Annotated in this window: 16 protein-coding genes; 9 read left to right on the top strand and 7 right to left on the bottom strand. The window is 61.8% G+C overall.

Translation table 11 applies throughout. The features are described from left to right. Positions 1–270: 270 nt before the first annotated feature. Complete coding sequence (locus tag HX824_RS21465; RefSeq protein ID WP_003209547.1) at positions 271–984, bottom strand: tellurite resistance TerB family protein; 714 nt, start codon at positions 982–984, stop codon at positions 271–273. A gap of 168 nt (positions 985–1,152) precedes the next feature. Here HX824_RS21465 and HX824_RS21460 point away from each other — a divergent pair, with 168 nt between their 5' ends. From HX824_RS21460 to HX824_RS21420, 9 genes are all read left to right on the top strand, one after another. Next, on the top strand, positions 1,153–2,064 hold the full coding sequence (locus tag HX824_RS21460; protein WP_003209548.1) for a LysR family transcriptional regulator: 912 nt from the start codon (positions 1,153–1,155) through the stop codon (positions 2,062–2,064). A gap of 133 nt (positions 2,065–2,197) precedes the next feature. Continuing rightward, a complete protein-coding gene (locus tag HX824_RS21455) occupies positions 2,198–3,655 on the top strand; it encodes a gamma-aminobutyraldehyde dehydrogenase (protein ID WP_003209549.1) in 1,458 nt (485 codons plus the stop codon). A 72-nt stretch (positions 3,656–3,727) separates the two neighbouring features. Continuing rightward, a complete protein-coding gene (gene ydcS / locus HX824_RS21450; protein ID WP_003209550.1) occupies positions 3,728–4,879 on the top strand; it encodes a putative ABC transporter substrate-binding protein YdcS in 1,152 nt (383 codons plus the stop codon). Positions 4,880–5,059: 180 nt separating this feature from the next. After that, the gene (locus HX824_RS21445) at positions 5,060–6,094 is read left to right on the top strand and encodes an ABC transporter ATP-binding protein (protein WP_003209551.1); all 1,035 of its coding nucleotides are present in this window, start codon (positions 5,060–5,062) and stop codon (positions 6,092–6,094) included. Between the two features lies 1 nt (position 6,095). Then, complete coding sequence (locus HX824_RS21440; protein WP_003209552.1) at positions 6,096–7,025, top strand: ABC transporter permease; 930 nt, start codon at positions 6,096–6,098, stop codon at positions 7,023–7,025. Further along, positions 7,015–7,824: an ABC transporter permease gene (locus HX824_RS21435; protein WP_003209553.1), complete on the top strand. Its 810-nt coding sequence runs from the start codon at positions 7,015–7,017 to the stop codon at positions 7,822–7,824. The genes HX824_RS21440 and HX824_RS21435 overlap by 11 nt, the downstream gene beginning before the upstream one ends. A gap of 160 nt (positions 7,825–7,984) precedes the next feature. Beyond that, entirely contained in the window at positions 7,985–9,409 is a 1,425-nt protein-coding gene (locus HX824_RS21430; RefSeq protein ID WP_003209554.1) for a gamma-aminobutyraldehyde dehydrogenase, read from the top strand. Between the two features lie 174 nt (positions 9,410–9,583). Continuing rightward, positions 9,584–11,446 carry an NAD(P)/FAD-dependent oxidoreductase gene (locus HX824_RS21425; RefSeq protein ID WP_177055038.1) on the top strand — a complete coding sequence of 621 codons (1,863 nt, stop codon included), beginning with the start codon at positions 9,584–9,586 and terminating at the stop codon, positions 11,444–11,446. A gap of 361 nt (positions 11,447–11,807) precedes the next feature. After that, positions 11,808–13,433, top strand: a complete 1,626-nt coding sequence (locus tag HX824_RS21420) for a glucan biosynthesis protein D (protein ID WP_177040158.1) — start codon at positions 11,808–11,810, stop codon at positions 13,431–13,433. A gap of 45 nt (positions 13,434–13,478) precedes the next feature. Here HX824_RS21420 and HX824_RS21415 read toward each other — a convergent pair whose 3' ends face one another. From HX824_RS21415 to HX824_RS21390, 6 genes are all read right to left on the bottom strand, one after another. Next, positions 13,479–13,664: a hypothetical protein gene (locus tag HX824_RS21415; RefSeq protein ID WP_003209560.1), complete on the bottom strand. Its 186-nt coding sequence runs from the start codon at positions 13,662–13,664 to the stop codon at positions 13,479–13,481. 197 nt (positions 13,665–13,861) lie between these two features. Further along, entirely contained in the window at positions 13,862–14,398 is a 537-nt protein-coding gene (locus tag HX824_RS21410; RefSeq protein WP_177055037.1) for a GNAT family N-acetyltransferase, read from the bottom strand. Beyond that, on the bottom strand, positions 14,382–14,882 hold the full coding sequence (locus HX824_RS21405; protein WP_102605541.1) for an ATP-binding protein: 501 nt from the start codon (positions 14,880–14,882) through the stop codon (positions 14,382–14,384). The genes HX824_RS21410 and HX824_RS21405 overlap by 17 nt, the downstream gene beginning before the upstream one ends. Before the next feature lie 192 nt (positions 14,883–15,074). Further along, on the bottom strand, positions 15,075–16,181 hold the full coding sequence (locus tag HX824_RS21400; RefSeq protein ID WP_177055036.1) for an NADH:flavin oxidoreductase/NADH oxidase: 1,107 nt from the start codon (positions 16,179–16,181) through the stop codon (positions 15,075–15,077). Between the two features lie 151 nt (positions 16,182–16,332). Then, complete coding sequence (gene recJ, locus HX824_RS21395; RefSeq protein ID WP_008438230.1) at positions 16,333–18,042, bottom strand: single-stranded-DNA-specific exonuclease RecJ; 1,710 nt, start codon at positions 18,040–18,042, stop codon at positions 16,333–16,335. A gap of 186 nt (positions 18,043–18,228) precedes the next feature. Further along, complete coding sequence (locus tag HX824_RS21390; RefSeq protein WP_003209567.1) at positions 18,229–18,771, bottom strand: YaeQ family protein; 543 nt, start codon at positions 18,769–18,771, stop codon at positions 18,229–18,231. Between the last annotated feature and the right edge of the window lie 133 nt (positions 18,772–18,904).

Here is an 18,904-nt window from a genome sequence, read left to right as displayed (position 1 = left end):
GAAGTGCCCAAGATCAAGATCAAAAGCAGATCAAGAGCACAGCGGCCTACCGGCCGGCTTGAGTGTTGAAGAGCAAAATCAAAAGCTAAAGCGGGCACGGTCCACTGTAGGAGCTGGCTTGCCGGCGATGGCATCACCTCGGTGTGTCTGGAAGACCGAGGTGCCTGCATCGCCGGCAAGCCAGCTCCTACAGAAAAGCGGCTCTGCTTTCGTTCTGGTCTTTGCTTTTACCATAAGTAGCCGTTACCGCAGAAACGGATATGTACACAATCAAACCACCTCAGCCTGCCGCACCTGCTTCTCCAGTTCAGCCTTCAACCCAGGCTCCAACTTAAGCTGCCGCGCCAACTCATCGAGGTAAGCCTTCTCCATGAAGTTCTCCTCATCCACCAACATCACACTGGCGATATACATCTCGGCAGCCAACTCCGGAGTACTGGCAGCCCGAGCCACATCTGCCGGATCCAGCGGCTTGTTCAGCTCGGCATGTAACCACTGCTGCAACTCACGATCGTTATCCAGCTTCACAAACTCCCCTTCGATCAACGCCCGCTCACGCTCATCCACATGCCCGTCAGCCTTGGCCGCAGCCACCAGCGCCTTCAAAATCCCCTGGCTGTGCTGCTCGACCTGGGCCGGCGGCAGCCGATCAATGGTCTGCGGCTCCCCTTGAGGCGCACTGGCCTGCTGCGCCTGCCAATTACCGTAGGCCTTGTAGGCAATCACCCCCAAAGCAGCCAACCCGCCATAGGTCAGCGCCTTGCCGCCAAACTTGCGGGCTTTCTTGTTGCCCAGCAACAGACCCATGGCGCCGGCCGCGAGGGCCCCACCACCGGCACCGCCAAGCAAGCTACCCAATCCGCCGCCACCCAGCAGTCCGCCAAGGGCACCCTTGTCATCTGACTTGCGCTGCCCGCCAGCCTTGTTCTGCAACATGTCCTGGCCGGATTTGAGCAGTTGATCGAGCAATCCACGGGTATTCATTCACAACCTCCAGAAACTCAAGTTCACAGGACCAATAGGCCCCCAGCGTAAAACTAAGTGCCAAAAACCCCCGATCTAGAGTGCTTCCAGATGTAACGCGCTTACCCCTCAATTAAAACGATATACACTCGAACAAATCTATAAAAACACCCCACTGGTAATTCCAGCATGATGACCTTGCGTCAAATCCGTCACTTCATCGCCGTGGCCGAGACCGGCTCGATCTCCGCCGCTGCCCAGACCGCCTTCATCTCCCAGTCCACCCTGACCCTGGCGATCCAGCAACTGGAACAGGAAATCGGCGTCAACCTGTTCAACCGCCACGCCAAGGGCATGACCCTGACCCACCAGGGCCACCAGTTCCTGCGCCAGGCGCACCTCATCCTCGCCACCGTCGACAACGCCAAGCGCAGCCTGCAACAGAGCACCGACCAGGTGGCCGGGCAGTTGATCATCGGCGTGACCAGCCTGGTCGCCGGCTACTATCTGGCGGACTTGCTTACCCGCTTCCAGCGCGCCTACCCCAATGTCGAGATCCGCGTGATGGAGGACGAACGCCCCTACATCGAACACCTGCTGGTCAGCGGTGAAATCGACGTCGGCGTGCTGATCCTCTCCAACCTCGAAGACCGCCACGCCCTGCAAACCGAAGTGCTCACCCACTCGCCCCACCGTTTATGGCTGCCGGCCCAGCACCCGCTGCTGGAACACGACAGCATCAACCTGGCGGATGTGGCGCGCGAGCCGCTGATTCAACTGAACGTCGACGAAATGGGCCACAACGCCCAGCGCATGTGGACCGGCGCCGGGCTGCAACCTCGCGTCACCTTGCGCACCGCCTCGACGGAAGCCGTGCGAAGCCTGGTCGCCGCCGGCCTGGGCGTGTCGATCCAGCCGGACATGACCTACCGCCCCTGGTCCCTGGAAGGCGACATCATCGAGGCCCGGCCGATTGCCGACCTCAGCCAGACCCTCGACGTGGGCCTGGCCTGGCGCCGGGGCACGGCGCGCCCGGCGCTGGTGGACCCATTCCTGACGGTGGCCCGCGAACAGCCCCACCCACGCAAGCCATCTATTTAATCGAATGCCGCTTTCAGTATTTAGTATTTGTTGACCTCGCGCCTGACCTCTAGTCTCTGCTCATCCCATAAGAGAAGGTCAGGCGCCTCGCACGAGAACAGCCATGACCACACAAGAAAAGAGATCGCGAAAAATGTCTGGCGCGCCCACACCGCTGCTCACTGCGTTGCTGATCGACGGCGAACTGGTCCCGGGCCAGGGGTTTGTCGAGCCGATCATCAACCCGGCCACCGGTGAAATCCTCACCCATATCGCCGAAGCCAGTACCGAGCAGGTCGAAGCCGCAATCCTCGCCGCCCACCGGGCCTTTGCCGGTTGGTCGCGGACGACGCCCCAGCAGCGTTCGAACATCCTCCTGGGCATCGCCGAGACAATCGAAAAACAAGCCGACTATCTCGCCCGCCTGGAATCGCTGAATTGCGGCAAGCCGCTGCACCTGGCACGTCAGGACGATTTGAGCGCAACCGTCGATGTGTTCCGTTTCTTCGCCGGCGCCGTGCGCTGCCAGACCGGGCAACTGAGCGGTGAATACCTGCCGGGCTACACCAGCATGGTGCGTCGCGATCCGATTGGCGTGGTGGCCTCCATTGCGCCGTGGAATTACCCGCTGATGATGGCCGCCTGGAAAATCGCCCCGGCCCTGGCGGCCGGTAATACCCTGGTGTTCAAGCCGTCGGAACATACCCCGCTGTCGATCCTGGCCCTGGCGCCCGTACTGAGCCAGTTGTTGCCGCGCGGGGTGATCAACATCCTGTGTGGCGGCGGCGAAGGGGTCGGCAGCCATTTGGTCAGCCACCCGAAGGTGCGCATGGTCTCGTTGACCGGCGATATCGTCACCGGGCAGAAGATACTCCAGGCCGCCTCCAAGACACTCAAGCGCACGCACCTGGAGCTGGGCGGCAAGGCCCCGGTGATCGTGTGCAACGACGCCGACCTGCAAGCCGTGGTCGAAGGCGTGCGCGCCTACGGTTACTACAACGCCGGCCAGGACTGCACCGCCGCGTGCCGCATCTACGCCCAGGCCGGCATCCACGACAAATTGGTGGCCGAGCTCGGCGCCGCCGTCAGCAGCCTGCGGTTTGCCGGCAAGCGCGATGCCGACAACGAACTCGGCCCGCTGATCAGCACCCGCCAGCGCGACCGCGTCGCCAGTTTTGTCGAACGCGCCCTCGGCCAGCCGCATATCGAACGCATCACCGGCGCCGCCGTGCATTCCGGTGCTGGCTTCTTCTACCAGCCAACCTTGCTGGCCGGTTGTAAACAGAATGATGAAATCGTGCAGCGCGAAGTGTTCGGCCCGGTGGTCACCGTGACCCGCTTCGACGAGCTGGAACAGGCGGTGGACTGGGCCAACGACTCGGAATACGGCCTGGCCTCCTCCGTGTGGACCCAGAATCTGGACAAGGCGATGCAAGTGGCGTCGCGCCTGCAATACGGCTGCACCTGGATCAACAGTCATTTCATGCTGGTCAGCGAAATGCCCCACGGCGGCTTGAAGCGCTCGGGGTATGGCAAAGATCTGTCCAGCGATTCGCTACAGGACTACAGCGTGGTGCGGCACATCATGGCGCGCCACGGCCAGCATCTTTAAAACAACAACTACGCTCACGCACCACCTGCTGCAAAAACTGCCCCGACCATAATTAAAGAAGAGGGAACCCCCATGTCTGCGCACAAGACCGCTCTGCTCAGTGCCCTGACCACCGCGCTGCTGGCCAGTGTCAGCATCCAGGCCGCCGAACCGCTGAAGGCGGTGGGTGCCGGTGAAGGCCAGTTGGATATCGTCGCCTGGCCCGGCTATATCGAACGTGGCGAAAGCGACAAGAACTACGACTGGGTCACCGGTTTCGAGAAAGAGACCGGCTGCAAGGTCAACGTCAAGACCGCCGCCACCTCCGACGAGATGGTGAGCTTGATGGCCAAGGGCGGCTACGACCTGGTCACCGCGTCGGGCGATGCCTCGCTGCGGTTGATCGTCGGCAAGCGCGTACAGCCGATCAACACCTCGCTGATTCCCAACTGGAAGAACATCGACCCGCGCCTGAAAGATGCGCCGTGGTACGTGGTCGGCCAGCAAACGTACGGCACGCCGTACCAGTGGGGCCCGAACGTGTTGATGTACAACACCAACGTGTTCAAGACCGCGCCCACCAGCTGGAACGTAGTGTTCGATGCGCAGAACCTGCCGGACGGCAAGCCGAACAAAGGCCGCGTGCAGGCCTATGACGGCCCGATCTACATCGCCGATGCGGCGCTGTACCTCAAGGCCACCAAGCCGGAACTGGGCATCCAGAGCCCGTACGAGCTGACCGAAACCCAGTACAAGGCCGTGCTCGACCTGTTGCGCGCCCAGCAGCCGTTGATCCACCGCTACTGGCATGACACCACCGTGCAGATGAGCGACTTCAAGAACGAAGGCGTGGTGGCCTCCAGCGCATGGCCGTATCAGGTCAACGGCCTGGTGAACGAGAAACAGCCGATTGCCTCGACCATTCCGAAGGAAGGCGCCACCGGCTGGGCGGATACCACCATGCTGCACACCGATGCCAAGCACCCGAACTGCGCCTACAAGTGGATGGACTGGTCGCTGCAGCCGAAGGTCCAGGGTGATGTGGCCTCGTGGTTCGGTTCGTTGCCGGCGGTTCCCGCGGCGTGCAAGGAAAGCGAACTGCTGGGCGCCGAGGGTTGCAAGACCAACGGTTTCGACCAGTTCGAGAAGATCGCCTTCTGGAAAACCCCGCAGGCTGAAGGCGGCAAGTTCGTGCCGTACAGCCGCTGGACCCAGGATTACATCGCGATCATGGGCGGGCGCTAAGCACTCCCTAGTTGATCGTTCCCACGCTCCGCGTGGGAATGCCTCCTGTGACGCTCCGCGTCACGACTTTAAGGGCGGACGCGGAGCGTCCAGCGCTGCATTCCCACGCAGAGCGTGGGAACGATCACCTCTACCTCCGATTTAATTTTTACAAGACGCGCCTTTTTGGAGCACCGCACCATGACGCTTGCAGTCCAATTCACCCACGTTTCCCGTCAGTTCGGCGAAGTGAAAGCCGTTGACCGGGTTTCCATCGATATCCAGGACGGCGAGTTCTTTTCCATGCTCGGCCCTTCCGGCTCGGGCAAGACCACGTGCCTGCGCCTGATCGCCGGGTTCGAGCAACCCAGTGCCGGCTCCATCCGCATCCACGGTGAGGAAGCCGCCGGCTTGCCGCCGTATCAGCGCGACGTGAACACTGTGTTCCAGGATTACGCGCTGTTCCCCCACATGAACGTGCGGGACAACGTGGCCTACGGCCTGAAAGTCAAAGGCGTGGGCAAGACCGAACGCCTCAACCGCGCCGAAGAAGCGCTGGGCATGGTCGCCCTCGGCGGTTACGGCGACCGCAAGCCGGTGCAACTCTCCGGCGGCCAGCGTCAACGTGTGGCCCTGGCCCGCGCACTGGTCAATCGTCCGCGCGTATTGCTGCTGGATGAGCCCCTCGGCGCTCTCGACCTGAAGCTGCGCGAACAGATGCAAAGCGAGCTGAAGAAACTGCAACGCCAACTTGGCATCACCTTCATCTTCGTCACCCACGACCAGACCGAAGCACTGTCGATGTCCGACCGTGTGGCCGTATTCAACAAGGGCCGCATCGAACAGGTCGACACCCCGCGCAACCTGTACATGAAGCCCGCCACCACCTTCGTCGCGGAATTCGTCGGCACCTCCAACGTGATTCGCGGCGAATTGGCGCAACGCTTGAGCGGTAACCCGCAGCCGTTCTCGATCCGCCCGGAACACGTGCGCTTCGCCGAAGGCCCGCTGGGCAGCGGCGAGGTGGAAGTCAGCGGCCTGCTGCATGACATCCAGTACCAGGGCAGCGCCACCCGCTACGAACTGAAACTGGAAAACGGCCAGGCCCTGAACATCAGCCAGGCCAACAACCAATGGCTGGACACCACCGCCGGGCATCAAGTCGGCCAGTCCATCACCGCGCGCTGGGCGCGGGAAGCCATGACGCCGTTGACCGACATCGCAGGCGAGGTGTGACATGAGCCTGGCCCTGTCCCAACCCCCGATGCGCAGGTTTTCCAACCTGCTGTACAAGAAGCCCAACCTGTACCTGTCGCTGCTGCTCGTGCCGCCGCTGATCTGGTTCGGCGCGATCTATTTGGGGTCGCTGCTGACCTTGCTGTGGCAAGGCTTCTATACGTTCGATGACTTCACCATGGCGGTCACCCCGGACCTGACCCTGGCCAACTTTGCCGCGCTGTTCCAGCCGTCGAACTTCGACATCATCGTGCGCACCTTGAGCATGGCGGTGGTGGTGTCCATCGCCAGTGCCATCGTCGCGTTCCCGATCGCCTACTACATGGCGCGCTACACCACCGGCAAGACCAAGGCGTTTTTCTACATCGCGGTGATGATGCCGATGTGGGCCAGCTACATCGTCAAGGCCTACGCCTGGACCCTGCTGCTGGCCAAGGGCGGCGTGGCGCAGTGGTTCGTGCAGCACCTGGGCCTGGAGCCGGCGCTGCAATTCATCATGGGCATTCCCGGCGTGGGCGGCAGCACCTTGAGCACCTCGCACCTGGGGCGGTTCATGGTGTTTGTGTACATCTGGCTGCCGTTCATGATTCTGCCGATCCAGGCCTCGCTGGAGCGTTTGCCGCCATCGTTGCTGCAGGCCTCGGCAGACCTCGGCGCCAAGCCGCGCCAGACCTTCATGCAGGTGATTCTGCCGCTGTCGGTACCGGGGATCGCGGCGGGTTCGATCTTTACGTTCTCGCTGACCCTGGGCGACTTCATCGTGCCGCAACTGGTGGGCCCGCCGGGTTACTTCGTCGGCGGCATGGTGTACGCGCAACAAGGCGCTATCGGCAACATGCCCATGGCCGCGGCGTTCACTCTGGTGCCGATCGTGCTGATCGCGGTTTACCTGTCCATCGTCAAACGTCTGGGGGCCTTCGATGCACTCTGAAAAAGCCTCACTCAGTCTAAAAATCGCGGCCTGGGGCGGGTTGGTTTTCCTGCACTTCCCGATCCTGATCATCTTCCTCTACGCCTTCAACACCGAAGAGGCGGCGTTCAGCTTTCCACCCCAGGGCTTCACCCTGAAGTGGTTCAGCGTGGCCTTCTCGCGGCCGGACGTATTGGAAGCGATCAAGCTGTCGCTGCAAATCGCGGCCATCGCCACGCTGATTGCGATGGTGCTCGGCACCCTGGCCTCGGCGGCGTTGTATCGCCGGGAGTTCTTCGGCAAGCAAGGCATCTCGCTGATGCTGATCCTGCCGATTGCACTGCCGGGGATCATCACCGGTATCGCGTTGCTGGCGACCTTCAAGACCCTGGGGATTGAGCCGGGGATGTTCACCATCATCGTCGGCCACGCGACCTTCTGCGTGGTGATCGTCTACAACAACGTGATCGCCCGTTTGCGCCGCACTTCCCACAGCCTGATCGAAGCCTCGATGGACCTGGGCGCCGACGGCTGGCAGACCTTCCGCTACATCATCATGCCCAACCTCGGCTCGGCGTTGCTGGCCGGCGGCATGCTGGCGTTCGCGCTGTCGTTCGACGAAATCATCGTCACCACCTTCACCGCCGGCCACGAACGCACCTTGCCGCTGTGGCTGCTCAACCAGTTGAGCCGGCCACGGGATGTGCCGGTGACCAACGTGGTGGCGATGCTGGTGATGATCGTGACGATGTTCCCGATCCTGGGTGCCTATTACCTGACCCGCGGCGGCGAAAGCGTGGCCGGTAGTGGCGGTAAATAACTGACAACACATTGCCACTGAAGGAATGAGGTTCAAATGTGGGAGCGGGCTTGCTCGCGAAAGCGGTGTATCAGTCACGTGATGTATCAACTGAAAGACCGCTCCCACACTTGAACCGGTTTCGGCAGGGGAAACGATGCAGCTTTAAGAGGACTGAACCATGCAAACCAAACTGCTGATCAACGGCCATCTGGTCGAAGGCGAAGGCCCGGCGCAGCCGGTGTTCAACCCGGCGTTGGGTCGGGTACTGGTGGAAATCAAGGAAGCCAGCGAAGCCCAGGTCGACGCCGCGGTGCGTGCTGCCGACAGCGCTTTTGAAGGCTGGTCGCAAACGCCACCGAAGGATCGCTCGCTGCTGCTGCTCAAACTCGCCGACGCCATCGAAGCCCACGGCGCAGAGCTGGCCAAGCTTGAGTCGGACAACTGCGGCAAACCCTACAGCGCGGCGCTGAACGACGAGATCCCGGCGGTGGCCGATGTGTTCCGCTTCTTCGCCGGCGCCAGCCGCTGCATGAGCGGTTCGGCCGGCGGTGAGTACCTGCCGGGCCACACCTCGATGATCCGCCGTGACCCGGTGGGCGTAATTGCCTCCATCGCGCCGTGGAACTACCCGCTGATGATGGTCGCCTGGAAAATCGCCCCGGCCCTGGCCGCCGGTAATACCGTAGTGCTCAAGCCTTCGGAACAAACCCCGCTGACCGCGCTGCGCCTGGTGGAACTGGCCGCTGAAATTTTCCCGGCCGGTGTACTCAACCTGGTGTTTGGCCGTGGGCCAACCGTGGGCAGCCCGCTGGTGAATCACCCGAAAGTGCGCATGGTGTCGCTGACCGGTTCGATTGCCACCGGGGCCAATATCATTTCCAGCACTGCCGACAGCGTCAAACGCATGCACATGGAACTGGGCGGCAAGGCGCCGGTGATCATCTTCAACGACGCCGATATCGACGCGGCGGTGGAAGGCATTCGCACCTTCGGCTTCTACAACGCCGGGCAGGATTGCACCGCTGCGTGCCGGATTTATGCACAGGCCGATATCTACGACGCGTTCGTCGAAAAGCTCGGCGCGGCGGTTGCCAGCATCAAATACGGTTTGCAGGATGACCCGGCCACCGAGCTGGGCCCGCTGATCACCGCACAGCACCGTGACCGTGTGGCCGGGTTTGTGGAGCGTGCCGTGGCGCAATCCCATATCCGCCTGATCACGGGTGGCAAGGCGGTGGAAGGCAACGGGTTCTTCTTTGAGCCGACGGTGTTGGCCGACGCGCAGCAGGACGATGAAATCGTGCGCCGCGAAGTGTTCGGGCCAGTAGTGTCGGTAACCAAATTCAACGACGAGGCCCAGGTATTGGCCTGGGCCAACGATTCGGACTACGGCCTGGCCTCTTCCGTGTGGACCGCCGATGTCGGCCGCGCCCATCGCCTGGCTGCACGGTTGCAGTACGGCTGCACCTGGGTGAACACCCACTTCATGCTGGTCAGCGAAATGCCCCACGGCGGTCAGAAACTGTCCGGCTACGGCAAGGACATGTCCATGTACGGCCTGGAGGACTACACCACGGTTCGCCATGTGATGTTCAAGCACTGACCCTTTACCCCTGTCGAAGCGAGCTCACTGTGGCGAGGGAGCTTGCTCCCGCTGTAGTGCGAGGTGCTCCCAGGTTTTTTGGGGCCGCTACGCAGCCCAGCGGGAGCAAGCTCCCTCGCCACAACAGCCGGCTCCTGCAGGGATCTCATAACAATAAATAATTCGCAGGTTCCCATGGACATCACCCGCCGCGACTTCCTCAACGGCGTCGCTATCACGATTGCCGCCGGTATGACCCCGCTGCAAATCCTCCAGGCCGCTCCCGATGGCCGCTACTACCCGCCCACCCTCACCGGCTTGCGCGGCAGCCATGTCGGCTCATTCGAAGTTGCCCACCAGATGGGCTGGGAAAAGAAGGCCTTCGACACCGATAAACTGCCGATCACCGAAGACTACGACCTGGTGGTGGTCGGCGGTGGCTTGAGCGGTTTGTCGGCGGCGTGGTTCTACCGTGAGAAGCACCCGAAGGCGAAGATCCTGATCCTGGAGAACCACGACGACTTCGGCGGCCATGCCAAGCGCAATGAGTTCCAGGCCGGTGGCCGGCTGATCATCGGCTACGGCGGCAGCGAAGCGTTCCAGTCACCGAATCATCTTTACAGCAAGGAAGTAAACGGGCTGTTGAAAAAACTCGGGGTGAACATCAAGCGCTTCGAGACCGCCTTCGACCGCCAGTTCTACCCGGGCCTGGGTTTGTCCCGCGGGGTGTTCTTCGACAAGGAAAACTTTGGCGAAGACAAACTGGTGACCGGCGACCCGACGCCGATGGTCGCCGACGACATCGCCCCGGACCAGTTGCATGCGCGCTCCATCAGCGACTTCATCAATGATTTCCCGCTGCCGGAAACCGACCGTCAGGCGCTGATTGCCTTGCACGTCGCGCCCAAGGATTACCTGCCGGGCAAGACTGCCGAGGAAAAGGCCGAGTACCTCGCGGCCACCAGCTACCGCGATTTCCTGCTCAAGAACGTAGGACTCTCGGAAGGCGCGGTGAAGTACTTCCAAAGCCGCACCAACGACTTCATGGCCTTGAGTATCGACGCGGTGGCGTCGGCTGATGCCTACAGTGTGGGTTTCCCTGGCTTCGGCGGAATGAACCTGGCACCGATCAGCGAAGAAGCCGCCGCAGAAATGGAAGAACCCTACATCTACCACTTCCCCGACGGCAACGCCTCGCTGGCACGCTTGCTGGTGCGCAGCCTGATTCCGGCAGTGGCACCGGGGCACACCATGGATGACATCGTGCTGGCGCCGTTTGACTACGCCAGGCTTGATCAGCCCAGGACGCCGGTGCGGGTGCGTTTGAACAGCACTGCGGTCAGTGTGCGTAACGTCGGTGACGGTGTGCACATCGGCTACAGCCGTGGCGGCCAACTCGCACAGGTACGCGGCAAACGCTGCATCCTGGCCTGCTACAACATGATGATCCCGTACCTGCTGCGGGACCTGCCGGCAGAACAAGCCCAGGCCCTGAGCCAGAACGTGAAGTACCCGCTGGTCTACACCAAAGTGGTGGTGCGCAACTGGACCTCGTTCCAGAAGCTGGGGGTGCACGAGATTTATGCAGCGACCCAGCCTTACAGCCGGATCAAGCTGGATTACCCGGTGAGCATGGGCGGCTACGAGCACCCGCGCGACCCGACGCAGCCGATTGGTTTGCACATGGTGTACGTGCCCACCAGCCCCAACAGCGGCATGAACGGCCGCGACCAGGCCCGCGCCGGGCGGGGCAAGTTGTACGGGCAGACGTTTGAACAACTGGAAGCGCAACTGCGCGACCAACTGCAGCGCATGCTCGGCCCGGGTGGCTTCAACCACCAGACCGACATTCTGGCGATCACTGTCAACCGTTGGTCACACGGCTATGCGACCTTCTCCAACAGCTTGTTTGACGATGCCGATGAAAGCGAAAAACTGAAGGACCTGGCGCGCCAGCCGGTGGGACATGTGAGCATCGCCAACTCGGATGCCGCATGGAGCGCGTATGCCCATGCGGCGATTGATGAGGCATATCGAGCGGTAGGCGAAGTGGGCTGATCCCGGCGTTCCTGAAGGAAGAGATTATTGTGGCGAGGGAGCTTGCTCCCGCTGGGCTGCGCAGCAGCCCCAAACCAGGCGATCGAGATATCCCTGAAGGATCTCGATCGCCTGGTTTGGGGTCGCTTCGCGCGCCAACGGGAACAAGCTCCCTCGCCACACGGTTTCCACAGAAACGTCTTGTTTCATATGCAGCGCCATCAACCCGCCATCAATCATTTTTCCTTGCGCACCGAACCGCTTAAGCTATTTGGTATCTGTTTAATGTCCGTTGCGTTTGGCCGAAGGCATGTCCGAACCGTTTCCCTTGATCCAGCACGTGCCAGGAACGGCGCGGGATTGTTCACGACAGGTTGTATTTATGCACCGCAGGAATTTGCTCAAAGCGTCCATGGCCATCGCGGCTTACACCGGTCTGTCGGCCAGTGGCCTGCTGGCCGCCCAGGCCTGGGCGGGCAACCGCGCCGCTGATGGCGAGGCCCAGTCCTTCGATTTCGAGGCCCTGAAGATCCAGGCCAAGCAGTTGGCAAGCAATCGCTACCAGGACACCAAGCAGGTATTGCCGCCGACCCTGGCGACCATGACCCCGCAGAATTTCAACGCCATCGGCTACGACGGCAAGCATTCGCTGTGGAAAGAATTGAACGGCCAGCTGGACGTGCAGTTCTTCCACGTCGGCATGGGCTTCAAGACGCCGGTGCGCATGTACAGCGTCGACCCGAAAACCCGCCAGGCCCGCGAGGTGCACTTCCGCCCTTCGCTGTTCAACTATGAAAAAACCACGGTAGACACCAAGCAGTTGACCGGCGACCTGGGTTTCTCCGGCTTCAAGCTGTTCAAGGCCCCGGAACTGGACCGCCACGACGTGCTGTCCTTCCTCGGCGCCAGCTACTTCCGTGCGGTGGATTCCACCGGCCAGTACGGCCTTTCTGCACGCGGCCTGGCCATCGACACCTACGCGAAAAAGCGCGAGGAATTCCCGGACTTCACCAAGTTCTGGTTCGAAACCCCGGACAAGGACAGCACCCGCTTCGTGGTCTACGCCCTGCTGGATTCGCCGAGCGCCACTGGTGCCTATCGCTTCGATATCGACTGCCAGGCCAACCAGGTGGTAATGGCCATCGACGCCCATATCAATGCGCGTACCGCCATCGAGCAACTGGGCATCGCACCGATGACCAGCATGTTCAGCTGCGGCACCGTTGAGCGGCGGATGTGCGACACCATTCACCCGCAAATCCACGACTCGGATCGCCTGGCCATGTGGCGCGGCAATGGCGAGTGGATCTGCCGCCCGCTGAACAACCCGGCTACCCTGCAATTCAACGCGTTTGCCGACACCGACCCGAAAGGCTTCGGCCTGGTGCAGACCGATCATGAGTTCGCCAGCTATCAGGACACGGTGGACTGGTACAGCAAACGCCCAAGCCTGTGGGTAGAACCTACTACTGCGTGGGGCGAAGGCTCTATCGATCTGCTGGAAATTCCTACAACCGGCGAGACCCTGGACAACATCGTGGCCTTCTGGACCCCGAAGAAGCCCGTCGCTGCCGGCGAATCCCTGAACTACGGCTACAAGCTCTACTGGAGCGCCCTGCCGCCGGTCAGCACGCCACTGGCGCAGGTCAATGCCACCCGTTCGGGCATGGGCGGTTTCACCGAAGGTTGGGCACCGGGCGAGCACTACCCCGAAGTCTGGGCGCGGCGTTTTGCCGTGGACTTCAACGGCGGCGGGCTGGATCGTTTGCCTGAAGGCACCGGGATCGAGCCGGTGGTGACCTGCTCCCATGGTGAGGTCAAAGACTTCAGCGTGTTGGTACTGGATGCCATCAAGGGCTATCGAATTCTGTTTGACTGGTACCCGACCAGCGACAGCGTCGAGCCGGTTGAACTGCGGCTGTTCATCCGCACCCAGGACCGCACTTTGAGCGAAACCTGGCTGTACCAATACTTCCCACCTGCACCAGACAAGCGCAAGTACACCTGATACCGAACGTTCCCACGCTCGCGTGGGAACGCCCCTTCGGGATCTTCAGAACCGCGAAATACTCTTCATCGCCCCAATCAAGTACCGCATCGCCACCTGATCACTCTCGGTCAGGGCGCGGTACTGTTCCAGCAATTGCTCTTCGTCCGAACTCAGGCGTCGGCTGCGCAGCGACATCCTGCGGGCCAGAAAAGACGACAACACCCCCGCTACACCATAAGACTTGGCCATGGACTGTCTCCTCGTATCAATCAACTGCTCCTGGTTGCCCATAACCCCATCCCGCGATGCGACCTGCGAGGATCAACAAGCTGATTTCCTGGGCCAGAAATCATGCTTACCTTAAGCGTAGAAACTATCTTGCAGGGCGTGGGACTTTTTTAGAGTAATCACTTAAAAAAACGCTTGCAGGGCAATGACCTACAGCGTTATCCCACAAGCGGCCGGTACAGGTGGATGTCGTGCGGCTCCTGTTGAAACAGCTCGGGATCCGGCTGCTTGAGCAACCGGCAGCCGAGCCGCAGATAGAACTCCACCGTATTGCGCGATTCCGTGGCCGATACGTACAACGCCTCGGCCCCGGCTGCGCGGGCGTGTTCACAGGCCAGGGCAAACAGCTGGCCACCCAGGCCCAGGCCACGGACCCCATGGCTCACATGCAGGAATTTGAGCTGGCGCATACGCAGGCCCTGGTTGAGGATAACCCGGTTGTCCAGCACCACGGCCGCCAGCAGCTTTGCATCGTCAAACACACCGTGCAGCCATCCGCCGCGCTTCAGGCACGCCTGCAAGGCCACGGCATCCTGCTCCGCTTCGCCTTCGGGCCAGCCGCGCATGTCGTGGTGCTCGGGGTACAGCAGCAACTCCCCGTGCTCCACGCGATAGCACGCCTCGATCCGTTCGGTACGGTCAATCAGCGCCAGCAACGGCAGGTCCTTTTCGGTCAGGTCACGCTTGATCAACATGCTGTGCTTCCAAGGGTTGATGGTGAACAAGGTTGAATCCTTCCGCAGGTGTCGGTGCTTCGAAATAGCCGGTGATCAAGTCGAACTGGGCGTCACTGGTTTCGAACGCGTGGGTACCCTCCGCGTTGCGCGCACGCAGGCGTGCCTTGCAGACCTCGTCTGGCACATCCAGGTAGTGCAATTGATGGTCAGCGCCTGCGCCTTCGAACAATGAGCGCATCCAGCGGCGGCTGGCCAGGGTGTTGGCGGGAAAATCCAGCACCACCGAGACGCCGGCTTTGAGCAACGAGATGATATGGGCCGTCAACGCATCGCGCAGGTGGCCGGTGCAGCGCACGTAGTCGCCCAGAGCCTGGATCTGTCCGGGATAAAGGCGTGACAGCCACTCATCCTCGCTGATCAATACCGTCTGTGGGGCTTGCGACAACTGCTGGGTCAGGGTCGATTTACCGGATGCGATTTTGCCGCAGATCAGGTGCAACATGAGCTTCTCCTTGTGTCGCAGGGCTTGGCCGGTGATCGGCGGGCAATAAAAAACCCGCCGGATCAAGGGCGGGTTTTTCATGCTTTTCCAGCACGCGTCAGCCCACCCTCTCCTGGAGGGTGGGAATAATCGAGGCGTTCAGTAATAGAGTCATAGTTTCGACATTAGCTTCAGGCGTTTTCCTACGCAAGGTTAATCCCGCAAGTCCGACTCATGAATCGGCTGGTCGCGATGCGTAGCCCGCTGATACTGCGCCGGCCAGGTCGCTTTGCGCCCGCCCAGGTCATCGTCGGCATGCAGTGGCCAGTACGGGTCACGCAACAGTTCACGGGCGAGGAAAATGATATCGGCCTGACAGGTACGCAAGATGTGCTCGGCCTGGGCGGGCTCGGTAATCATGCCCACGGTGCCGGTGGCGATTCCCGACTCTTTGCGCACACGCTCGGCAAAGCGGGTCTGGTAGCCGGGCCCGGTAGGAATTTCCGCATTGGCCGCGGTGCCACCCGAGGAGACGTCGATCAGGTCGACGCCCAGGTCTTTCAGGCGGCGCGCCAGGTCGACGGTTTCATCCGGGTTCCAGCCGTCCTCGACCCAATCGGTGGCCGAGACCCGCACAAACAGCGGCAGCTCTTGCGGCCAGGCCTCACGCACCGCCGTGGTCACTTGCAGCACCAGGCGGATGCGGTTTTCGAACGAGCCGCCGTACTGGTCCTGGCGCTGGTTGCTCAGGGGCGAAAGAAATTGATGCAACAGGTAGCCATGGGCGGCATGGATTTCCGCCACTTTGAAACCGGCGGTCAACGCGCGCTTGGCGGCAGCGACGAAGTCAGCGATCACTTGCTGGATCTGCCCTTCATCGAGTTGCTTGGGTGAAGTGTGCTGCGGATCGAAGGCAATCGGCGAAGGGCCCACCGGCACCCAGCCGCCATCTTCCGGCTTGACGCTGCCGTGCTTGCCGATCCATGGCCGGTGCGTGCTGGCTTTGCGCCCGGCGTGGGCCAGTTGAATGCCCGCCACCGCGCCCTGGGCATTGATAAAGCGCGTGATGCGTTGCAGCGGTTCGATCTGTTCGTCGTTCCACAGGCCCAGGTCCTGGGCGGTGATGCGGCCATCGGCAGTCACGGCGGTGGCTTCGGTAAAGATCAGCCCGGCGCCACCGACGGCACGGCTGCCGAGGTGCACCAGGTGCCAGTCATTGGCCAGGCCATCGACGCTGGAATACTGGCACATTGGTGACACGGCGATGCGGTTGAGCAGGGTCAGTTGGCGCAGGGTATAGGGTTCAAGCAGCAGACTCATGGGGCACCTCTTTTATGCAGTGGGCAGGCTCCAGGGTTCTGTTTGAAAGGTCGACGAAAATCCCGTCCCCGGCGGGCTGAAATAAGACAAGGTCACAAGACCGATCACACAGTGCTTAGAGACTAGTCGACAACAGAGGATTGCACAGGGTTCAGCGCGGCTCGATATGCGCGATCATCAGTTGCACGGTTTCCTGACCACGGAACTCGTTCACGTCGAGCTTGTAGGCCAGTTCCACCCAGCGAATGGTGGGGTTGGGCCAGATCTCGCGGTCGATGCCGAAAGCAATGCCATCGAGCTTCACCGATCCACACTCGCTCTTGAGCACCACCTTCAGATGGCGCTCGCCGACGACGCGCTGCTCCACCAGTTGGAACACCCCGTGAAACAACGGCTCTGGGAAATGCTGGCCCCACGGCCCGGCGTTGCGCAGGGCGCGGGCCAGTTCCAGGTGAAACTCTTCAACCGCCAGGGTGCCGTCGGACAGCAGCCGGCCCGTCAGGTCTTCTTCGCGCAGTTGCCGACGCACTTCGGCGTCAAAGGCCTCGGCGAACAGTGGGAAGTTGGCCTCGGGCAAGGTAAGACCCGCCGCCATGGCGTGGCCGCCGTACTTGGCGATCAGCGTCGGATGCTGGCTGGCCACCACGGCCAGCGCGTCACGAATATGAAAACCCGGCACGGAGCGTCCGGAGCCCTTGAGCAGGCCGTCACCGGCGTCGGCAAAGGCGATGGTCGGGCGGAAGTAACGCTCTTTCATGCGCGAGGCAAGGATGCCGATCACGCCCTGGTGCCATTCCGGGTCGAACAGGCACAAGCCATACGGCATCGACTCCACCGGCAAGTCCTTGAGCTGGGCCAGGGCCTCGCGCTGCATGCCTTGTTCGATGGACTTGCGGTCCTGGTTCATGCCGTCCAGTTGCGCGGCCATTTCCCGGGCGGCGGCGAAATCCGAGGTGAGCAGGCACTCGATACCCAGGCTCATGTCATCCAGGCGCCCGGCGGCGTTCAGGCGCGGGCCGAGGATAAAACCAAGGTCGGTGGAGGTGATGCGGGCGTGATCGCGCTTGGCTACTTCGAGGATCGCCTTGATCCCCGGCCGGGCACGACCGGCGCGAATGCGTTCCAGGCCCTGGTAGACCAGGATGCGATTGTTGGCGTCCAGCGGGACCACGTCGGCCACGCTGCCCAGGGCCACCAGATCCAGCAGTTCGCCGATATTCGGCTGCGGCTTGTTCTCGTACCAACCCAAGCTGCGCAAGCGCGCACGCAGGGCCATCAGCACGTAGAAGATCACGCCCACACCGGCCAGGGCCTTGCTGGGGAATTCACAGCCCGGCTGGTTCGGGTTGACGATGGCGTCGGCTGCGGGCAGTTCGTCGCCCGGCAAGTGGTGGTCGGTAACCAGCACCTTGAGCCCCGCCGCTTTCGCGGCCGCCACGCCTTCGACGCTGGAGATACCGTTGTCCACGGTGATCAGCAGCTGTGGCTGGCGCTGCAGGGCCACGGCGACGATTTCCGGGGTCAGGCCGTAGCCGTATTCGAAACGGTTGGGCACCAGGTAGTCGACATGGGCGGCGCCCAACAAGCGCAGGCCCAGGGTACCCACGGTGCTGGCGGTGGCGCCGTCGGCGTCGAAGTCACCCACGATCAGGATCCGCTGGCGCTGCTCCAGGGCCGTCACCAGCAAGTCCACCGCGGCATCGATGCCCTTGAGCTGCTGATACGGGATCAGCCGCGCCAGGCTTTTATCCAGCTCGGCTTCCGATTGCACCCCGCGTGCGGCGTAGAGACGGGTCAACAACGGTGGCAATTCACCGAGGAATGGCAGGACGGCGGGCAACGGGCGAGGATCGATACGCATGGGGTGACGGAAGCTTCTCTTTAATGTTGAAAATTAGCGGTGATCCCTTGTAGGAGCTGTCGAGCCCCAGCGAGGCTGCGATGGGATCACCTCGGTGTACCTGTCAGACCGCAGCGCCTGCATCGCAGCCTCGCTGAAGCTCGACAGCTCCCACACTCGACCAGCGTCCAATCAGTTATCGACGTTTCAGCCGCGCTCGCCAGCCAGCCATTCCAGCTGGACTTCGTGCTGCCCACGGTCATCGGTCACGAAGATCGTGCCTTCGCTGATCATCACGTCCCACTTGATCACCCGGGGCATGTCCTTGGCCAGGACTTCCAGGATTTCCTGGGGTACGGCGGCGATGCTCACGTTTTTCAGGTTCTTCGCCACCGGCACCACTTTGCCTTCCCAGACGCGCAAGCTGCCGTAGGCCAGCAAGGTCGTGCGTTCGGTACGGCGGGAACACCAGGTCAGGCGGTCCGCGTCCGGCTGGCCGACTTCGATCCAGTGCAGGACGCGATCATCCAGGCTTTTTTCCCACAGCGCCGGCTCGTCTACATCTGACAGGCCACGACCGAAAGACAGCTGCTCGTTGTAGAAAAGCGCGTAGGCCAGCAAACGCACGGTCATGCGCTCTTCGGTTTCCGAAGGGTGGCGGGCGATGGTCTGCTTGACGCTCTCGTACACCGAACGGTCAAGGTCGGTGAGGTTGAGTTCAAACTTGTAGGTCGTGGACGGCTGGGCCATGAACGGACTTCTAGAGACAGGGAAAGGCGGCAAGTCTAACCGATGGCGAGGTGATTCAACGAATACTGCGCTGCATCATCCTTATCACTGCGCCACTCGCCTATGTTAAAAGGCTCACATCCCTGCCCTGCCC

It is taken from the genome of Pseudomonas sp. D4002 (assembly GCF_013385665.1).
In the GTDB taxonomy this organism is placed as follows: Bacteria; Pseudomonadota; Gammaproteobacteria; order Pseudomonadales; family Pseudomonadaceae; genus Aquipseudomonas.
This window is presented reverse-complemented; position numbering and strand designations above follow the sequence as displayed.

Excerpts from the sequence above, each read along its gene's own strand:
- HX824_RS21445 (WP_003209551.1), top strand. The coding sequence starts at position 5,060 with ATGACGCTTGCAGTCCAATTCACCCACGTTTCCCGTCAGTTCGGCGAA.
- HX824_RS21390 (WP_003209567.1), bottom strand. The coding sequence starts at position 18,771 with ATGGCCCAGCCGTCCACGACCTACAAGTTTGAACTCAACCTCACCGAC.
- HX824_RS21420 (WP_177040158.1), top strand. The coding sequence starts at position 11,808 with ATGCACCGCAGGAATTTGCTCAAAGCGTCCATGGCCATCGCGGCTTAC.
- HX824_RS21405 (WP_102605541.1), bottom strand. The coding sequence starts at position 14,882 with ATGTTGCACCTGATCTGCGGCAAAATCGCATCCGGTAAATCGACCCTG.
- recJ (WP_008438230.1), bottom strand. The coding sequence starts at position 18,042 with ATGCGTATCGATCCTCGCCCGTTGCCCGCCGTCCTGCCATTCCTCGGT.
- HX824_RS21465 (WP_003209547.1), bottom strand. The coding sequence starts at position 984 with ATGAATACCCGTGGATTGCTCGATCAACTGCTCAAATCCGGCCAGGAC.
- HX824_RS21460 (WP_003209548.1), top strand. The coding sequence starts at position 1,153 with ATGATGACCTTGCGTCAAATCCGTCACTTCATCGCCGTGGCCGAGACC.
- HX824_RS21415 (WP_003209560.1), bottom strand. The coding sequence starts at position 13,664 with ATGGCCAAGTCTTATGGTGTAGCGGGGGTGTTGTCGTCTTTTCTGGCC.
- HX824_RS21425 (WP_177055038.1), top strand. The coding sequence starts at position 9,584 with ATGGACATCACCCGCCGCGACTTCCTCAACGGCGTCGCTATCACGATT.
- HX824_RS21455 (WP_003209549.1), top strand. The coding sequence starts at position 2,198 with ATGTCTGGCGCGCCCACACCGCTGCTCACTGCGTTGCTGATCGACGGC.
- HX824_RS21440 (WP_003209552.1), top strand. The coding sequence starts at position 6,096 with ATGAGCCTGGCCCTGTCCCAACCCCCGATGCGCAGGTTTTCCAACCTG.
- ydcS (WP_003209550.1), top strand. The coding sequence starts at position 3,728 with ATGTCTGCGCACAAGACCGCTCTGCTCAGTGCCCTGACCACCGCGCTG.
- HX824_RS21410 (WP_177055037.1), bottom strand. The coding sequence starts at position 14,398 with ATGTTGATCAAGCGTGACCTGACCGAAAAGGACCTGCCGTTGCTGGCG.
- HX824_RS21435 (WP_003209553.1), top strand. The coding sequence starts at position 7,015 with ATGCACTCTGAAAAAGCCTCACTCAGTCTAAAAATCGCGGCCTGGGGC.
- HX824_RS21430 (WP_003209554.1), top strand. The coding sequence starts at position 7,985 with ATGCAAACCAAACTGCTGATCAACGGCCATCTGGTCGAAGGCGAAGGC.
- HX824_RS21400 (WP_177055036.1), bottom strand. The coding sequence starts at position 16,181 with ATGAGTCTGCTGCTTGAACCCTATACCCTGCGCCAACTGACCCTGCTC.